Source organism: Azonexus hydrophilus DSM 23864 (assembly GCF_000429605.1).
Lineage (GTDB): Bacteria > Pseudomonadota > Gammaproteobacteria > Burkholderiales > Rhodocyclaceae > Azonexus > Azonexus hydrophilus.
On record NZ_AUCE01000003.1, the window covers coordinates 1 to 6339 of the forward strand.

The 6339-nt window shown below is 57.0% G+C and carries 8 protein-coding genes and 1 tRNA gene; 2 read left to right on the forward strand and 7 right to left on the reverse strand.

Translation table 11 applies throughout. From position 1 onward, the window contains the following. Window positions 1-797: 797 nt before the first annotated feature. The 6 genes from G471_RS0100455 to G471_RS19615 form a co-directional block, all read right to left on the reverse strand. Entirely contained in the window at window positions 798-1181 is a 384-nt protein-coding gene (locus tag G471_RS0100455; protein ID WP_028993571.1) for a hypothetical protein, read from the reverse strand. Continuing rightward, a complete protein-coding gene (locus tag G471_RS18120; protein ID WP_051295187.1) occupies window positions 1178-1717 on the reverse strand; it encodes a BRO-N domain-containing protein in 540 nt (179 codons plus the stop codon). The genes G471_RS0100455 and G471_RS18120 overlap by 4 nt, the downstream gene beginning before the upstream one ends. Next, the gene (locus G471_RS0100465; protein ID WP_028993572.1) at window positions 1714-1920 is read right to left on the reverse strand and encodes a hypothetical protein; all 207 of its coding nucleotides are present in this window, start codon (window positions 1918-1920) and stop codon (window positions 1714-1716) included. Before G471_RS0100465 ends, G471_RS18120 begins: the two co-directional genes overlap by 4 nt. Before the next feature lie 199 nt (window positions 1921-2119). Then, entirely contained in the window at window positions 2120-2527 is a 408-nt protein-coding gene (locus tag G471_RS0100470; protein WP_157272414.1) for a hypothetical protein, read from the reverse strand. A 77-nt stretch (window positions 2528-2604) separates the two neighbouring features. Then, window positions 2605-2817, reverse strand: a complete 213-nt coding sequence (locus G471_RS19610; protein ID WP_028993574.1) for a helix-turn-helix transcriptional regulator — start codon at window positions 2815-2817, stop codon at window positions 2605-2607. A gap of 96 nt (window positions 2818-2913) precedes the next feature. After that, a complete protein-coding gene (locus G471_RS19615) occupies window positions 2914-3324 on the reverse strand; it encodes a KilA-N domain-containing protein (protein ID WP_081700049.1) in 411 nt (136 codons plus the stop codon). A gap of 309 nt (window positions 3325-3633) precedes the next feature. Between G471_RS19615 and G471_RS18130 the strand changes: the two genes are divergently transcribed. Then, on the forward strand, window positions 3634-4521 hold the full coding sequence (locus tag G471_RS18130) for a putative phage abortive infection protein (RefSeq protein WP_157272415.1): 888 nt from the start codon (window positions 3634-3636) through the stop codon (window positions 4519-4521). Between the two features lie 660 nt (window positions 4522-5181). Here G471_RS18130 and G471_RS0100500 read toward each other — a convergent pair. After that, window positions 5182-6162 carry a tyrosine-type recombinase/integrase gene (locus G471_RS0100500; protein ID WP_028993579.1) on the reverse strand — a complete coding sequence of 327 codons (981 nt, stop codon included), beginning with the start codon at window positions 6160-6162 and terminating at the stop codon, window positions 5182-5184. 86 nt (window positions 6163-6248) lie between these two features. On the opposite strand from G471_RS0100500, the gene G471_RS0100505 reads away from it, so the two are divergent. Beyond that, a tRNA-Val gene (locus G471_RS0100505) sits at window positions 6249-6323 on the forward strand. The last annotated feature ends 16 nt before the right edge of the window (window positions 6324-6339 follow it).

Below are 6339 nucleotides of genomic sequence, written 5' to 3' on the forward strand. Positions count from 1 at the left end.
GTAGAGCACTGCCTTCACACGGCAGGGGTCACTGGTTCGAACCCAGTACCGCCCACCATCGAGCACCTGAAGGCCCGAGAAATCAGGCCTTTTCTTTTCTAGTCCTCAAGCGTTGCCCCTTTCGCCGGTCCCCAGTTTTGGGTTTCGGGTGACTCAGGGTGACAGCCGGGTGACCGACTGCCTATATCCAGGCTACCACAGCAGCACCTACCCCACCAGTCTTGACAGCACAGGAAGCCCCTACAAGAGCCCACCCTCTCCAGGCATAGGTGCGTGTAGGCAAAGGCATTACAGCGCCTTCTAGGCCCCTTCCTGTGCGTCCCGGAGGGTGCCTCTAGGGATTCCCCCTGGAGATAGACCTCCTTCGAGCCCGCAAGGCATCTTTCCGGGGCCTATGCTTCAGACCGCCCCCACGGGGGGAAGACAGCAGCAGCGGTAGAAGGATGGACCTCTCAGAAATATTCCCCAGAATTTATGGCCATGAGTAGGCAGCAATCTGGAGGCTACTCTTTAGAGGCCTCTTAAGATGCCTAGTAGGGATGAGACCACGTACTAGGCCACCCCTTACAAGGACTCCCTTACTTGAGGGACAACCTACACAGACAAGCCAGTACATAGCCATCAATCAAGGATATTCCCTGAATAGGTGGTCTATCTTGGAAGAGGCATCTTCTGGATTGTCTTGTATAGGTTGTCTTCTCTTGTATTGTCTATCTTCTATTCTCTTGTGGCAGGCCATGGCAGAGCCGTTGCAGTGCCGTGGTAGATGACATGGACTGATTTATAAGGGAAATATCCTAGAAATCAGCAGCCCCCAAATCACGCCCCTGAAGGTTTCCTGAGATTTCCTGAGATTTCCCGGAATCGGCGTACCTTTTCTTGGCATTTGCTGACTGCCTCTGACTGGTCTTCAGGGCATTGGCCTTGCACAGGTCCAACTGCTCATTGACCCCATCAGGGAAGAAGATAGCAATGACTTTGTCCAGGGTTGCCAGCTTCTTGCCGCGCACCTGAAGAGCCTCCGCCAAGCGCTCTCTAGGGGGAAGCCTGCAATCGTTCTCCCAGTACATCACCATCAGCATCAGGAACAGCCCCATTTCCTCATGAGTCCGCCCCATGGAGGATGCCAGGACCTGGCCGCTATCGACCTGGAAGAAAGGCAGAGTGCTAGCCCGCTTCATCGTGCAGCCCCCTTCAGCTTCTTCCTAGGGTTCCCTCCAGGGCCATAGCTGGGAGTCCTGCCCATGAACCTCAGCGCATCGCTACGCGCCTCCTTGTCCTCGTAATGCTTGGCCCTAGCCCTCTCGGCCTCCTGCTGGATGACCTGAAGGGTAGCCTGCTGGTCCTCAGCCCCAAGGGCCTCCTGGCCGTTGATGTAGCCCCCATGCTTGCGGATGGAGGGGATGACCTGGGAGGTGACCCACCTACGGAAAGCCCTTGCCTGCTCCTTGTTGCTGCTGAAGATCAGGGAGTACAGGCCAGATTCATTGATAATGACAACCTGCTGGAGACCCCCAAGGGTCTGCGTTTTATGCAGCCCCTTTTCATCCTCCTCCAGTCGGCGGGTGGAAGTGGGGTGAATGCCTAGCGCCTTGCATACATCGTTAGCCACAAACCAGACTTGCCCATCCTTCTCAAGGGCATTCAGGGACAGGCTGGCCCCCGTGGCTACGTTGTCGAACTGGAATACCTGGAGGGAAGTGCTGGGGGCGTTCATGCTGCACCTCCAGTAGCCACCAGAAGGCCAGCGGCAGCCGCCTGCTTATGCTCTGCCAGGATCAGGGCTAGCGCCTGGCTATTCGTGATCTTGACCCCGTGCTTGTGCTCATAGCTGCGGAGGTAATCCTTCAGGTGGTCGAATGCGGAGACCGGGAAGGCGACCTGGCGGAACACTACCGCCTCGTTTCGTACATGATTCATTTATACATCCTTTCAAGATAGAGAAAGAGCCCGCCTCCCTCCCCGGCCTCGACAGGACCAGGAAGGGGGCAACGGCAGGCCAACACCAAGGGGCTCCCTTAGTGCTATAGGTGGGTTTAAAGGGGTCCTACAGGGGCGAAAGCATTGCCCTGCAAGGGTCTCGGCTGAATCTGCAAGTCATCTACCAAACCCGACCAACTCAGTCAGAACGACGCCCCTTCCGGGAGAGGGCCTCAAGCTCGGCCCGCCCGGCGATTACTGCCCTCCAGTGGGCTAGGCGGCGTTGCTTCTCTGCCTCAAATTCAGGAGTCCCCGGCTGAAGGTCGCCCTCTGGGGCTTTTTGCGCTTGAAGGTACTTCTCGTCCTCAGCCAATAAGGCCTCAATCTCGGCCCTGTTGCGCTCTGCCGGTGTCAGCTTTTCCATACTCTTGACCTCCTGAGCCCGCTTCTTCAAAGCAGCATCTACCTGGGACGGGGTTAGGGAGGCCTGCTTGATTCGCAGCGCTTCTGCCTCCTTCTTCACGCGCTCGTTACGGACTTGTCCTGCGTATTCGATTGCGGGGACAGTAGTAGCGACCACAGGGGCTGTAACTTTCAGGTCCATCATTGCGGCTTCTCTGGCGGTCTCCTTTGCTACGCCCCCTCGCGCAATGAATAGGGCGCGGCCTACGGTGGCGGTGCACATCAGACTACCTCCGTGGTGGGCTGGTGTTTCGATTGCAGCCACTCGCCCACTGCGGCGGGGCTGTAACGGACCCGGCTGGGGCCAAGACGGGAGAAGGCAGGCCCCTTCCCTTTACGTCGCCAGTTCTCCAGGGTCTTTTCAGAGACCTTCAGATAGCCGGCAACCTCGCGGGGAGTCATGAGGGGGCGTGGTGGAGTTGCAGGGGATTGCATGGAAAGAGGCCTTTCATGGGGATGAAGAGCCCCACAGCGGACGCGGCAGGGCACAGAAGGCCAGGCCGGGAGGCTGGCTATCTGCGATAGGTGGGTTTAACCCCTACCCGCCCCCTCTAGTGGCCCTGTTGGACCTCTCCTCTTGTGCCCCTTGAGGATATTGAGGGGAATTCCCATCATTTGGGACAGGGCCTCTTCAGTGGGCACCACTACGGTTGTCTGGATGTTGCCCTTCAGGATGTTGTCAATCATCAGGTCACACCACACCTCAAAATCGACAGAAAGCCACCGCGCAAAACGGATGGCAAGCTTAGGGTGGAGCCATGTCCCGCCGTTGCGCCCTTTATTGGAGGGGCGTAGGTTATTGACCGGGATTTGGGTCATTTTGGACAGGACTTCAAGATACTCTTTGGTGTCCTTGTTCTCGAAGAACTTCCTCGCATCCCTCTTCCCGAACTGCCGGGCTGCTTTGGTTGCGCTGATATAGCCATCCTCCCGGAAGACGATGGGGAGGCCGTTAAAGGATTCGGTGCGGAGGGCTGCGAATAAGGAGACAGGTAACGGAGCCTCCTCAAGTCACGAGGGGATTCATAACCCGCCCTCCCTGAGTACGCAGAGGAGGAAAACCAAGGAGCGAAATCATGACAATTTATCTAACAACTAACACCCTTCTTGCCCTGACAGGAATAGCGTGGGCCTTTTGGGCGACCAGGGAGGCGCCCGGTGTTCCCTTGCCGGTGCTTTTCCTGCTGCTCCTTCTACTCAAGTGACCCAGAGATGTATGCTTCAACTTTCATGACAATGGAAGCTCAGAAAATGGAAGAAGGAAGAGCGAACTCCCTGGCAGAGCGCTTATCAGAGAATTCCGAAAGAATCCTTATGGGAGTCCTTGCGGTGGCTGTAATCGCCGCTATTGCCGTTGCCGGCAGCTACGCACTCTTCTTCTTTGGAGAATCCGTCTCCAACGATCCCGAACAGTGGGGACAGCTTGGAGACTATCTAGGGGGAGTCCTTAACCCGGTCTTCGGCTTCCTGTCAGTGTTCGCCCTGCTGGTGGCCTTGGTGCTTCAAACCAGGGAACTGAAGTTATCCAGAGAAGCACTGAAGTTGTCTCAGCAAGAGCTGAAGGCAACACGGGAGGAGCAAGCGAAGTCCGCTGCGGCTCTGGCATTGCAGAATGAGGCAATACGAAAGCAGAGCTTTGAACAAACCTTTTTTGCGATGCTCAGGGTGCTAAGCGAACGGCTTGAAGAGACAACGTTCCAACAAAGCGCTCAGCTCCGACCAAGTAAAGGCCCTGATGCACTACGCGCCATAACTGGCGTTCTTGCTTCCTCAATAAAACAAGGGAAACACTACGAAGATACTTACCCGGAATACCTGTCGAAAACACTAGGAGGCATCATACGGCAAGGGATACAAACTGCTGGATTCGCAGAGTACGCAAGGACCTTACTAGTAATCTTGGAGTACCTTGAAGATTCCGGCATAGAAGGGAACCATGTCTATCCCAAGCTCCTGCGCAGCAGAATGGATAAAGAAGAGGTGCTATTTCTCTACTTCTTGTGTTTTGTGGATGGCTGGCGGCCCCTAAAAAAGAGGGTTGAAAGATACGGCCTCCTTGCCCACATTGACCCAGAAAACACGGGTGCCCCAACTGACTATTGCTTTTATTTTGACAGGTCAGCATTCCATGCTTATTAGCCACCCCTCTCCGCAATAATGCCGCCCACCAGCCAACTATGATTTCATTCAACCTTGCCGCCCTTTGTGCTGCGCTGCTCTTCTCTCTGTCGATGTGGGCAACAGGCCTTAAGGGGCGACTCCCTAGGCTCCTTGTACGCATCTCCTGGGCTCTTGCGTGGATTGCTGCATGGCTGACTGTGGCTAACGCCCTAGACTTGGCCGGCTTGAACCCCATCGGCGTGGTGTGGGTCATCGGGACATCGCTGTTTGCCTGCTACTCCATATCGGAAAAGATAAGGAAAGCGGGTAATTTCCAAGACCCTTGGGACTGAACGAGGAAGGGGCCTCCCACAGAAGCCCCTCCAGATACCCCTACTTAGCGTGCAGCAGCGGGGCTAGCCACTACCAGATGCAGCCCCAAGGCAGCAGCATTGAAGCTCCCACAGAGGGGGTTTCTCCAGGTCTCCACGCGTAGCAGGCCGGGATTGGACCCGTGCCCAGTCTCCAGGACAAAGCCCCTTTCAGAGCGCCCCCAGAACATCGACAGATGCCCCTTGGAGGCGTTGAAGGAGAAACGGAAGGGGGCGGTAAGGTTGAAGCTGAAGGCCATGGTAGAGGCTCCTAAAGGTGTATTGAGGGGACTACGAAAAAACAGGGGATGAAAGAGACACGAGCGCCTTAAGCACAGGCCAGCTTCTTGGCTAGGTCGCCTGCATCAATGGACACATAGCGTTGCAGCATGTTGGCGGTGGCATGGCCTGAGATAGCGCGTAGCTCCAGGATGTTGAACCCCTTCCGGGCCAGTCTGGTCAGGGCATCGTGGCGGAGGTCGTGGAAGGTGAAGTCATCAATGCCCGCACGCTTCACAGCACGCTCATAGGCCTGCTTCAGGGTCTCTATCGTGACCGGGAAGACACGCCCATCAATGCTACGGGGGAGGCCTCTGAGGGCGTCCAGGCAGGCCGGTGATAGGGGCACCTTCCGGGAACCCGTCTTGCCACTCACAAGCGCTGCACATCCTTCCAGGGAGACGTTATTCCAGGTCAGGGAGAGGATTTCCCCCCGCCGGGTAGCCGTCTCCAGGGCAAAGACCACGATGGGCTTAATCCAGGGGTTACGGCACTCTGCACAGGCACCCAGTAGGGCTTCCCGTTCGGGGGCGGTCAGGACTCTATCGCGGGCTTTGCCGGGGGCGGGCTTGCGGACGAGACTTACCGGGTTACTGTGCAGGGCGATGCACCATTCCCGGATAGCTACAGCGAAGACATGGCCCAGCAGGGTTAGCTCCCGCTGAACGGTCCCCGAAGAGACCTCCTTTAGGCGCTCATCCCTCCAGCCAGCGACGAGCCGGCCAGTTATCGCCGACAGTGCGTACTGAGCCAGGGAGGAGCGCTTGAACAGTTCAATCCGGTACGCCTCAATCTCGGCCCCTCGCTTGGTGCTGCTTACCTCTCTGCTGTAGCGCTCCAGGAGGTCCTTAAGGGTGGTCTGCTCTGCCTCCGTGCGGTCTTGCCACTGGCCTGCATCCATAGACCGCTCCTGCTGGCGTGCCCACTTTTCGGCATCCTTTCGGAGGTCGAAGGTCTTGGATTGGGTCGGGTAGCCCTTGCGCTTGACGATGACTTGCCAGCGGTCATTCCTCTGTCTAATCGTTGCCATCTGGTGCTCCAGGGTGACAACTGGGTGACCGGAGAGGGGCTACGGTAAAGCCCACAGAGGGGAAACCCTTGAGGAACCAGGACGATGGGCGGTTAGCTCAGTGGTAGAGCACTGCCTTCACACGGCAGGGGTCACTGGTTCGAACCCAGTACCGCCCACCATCGAGCACCTGAAGGC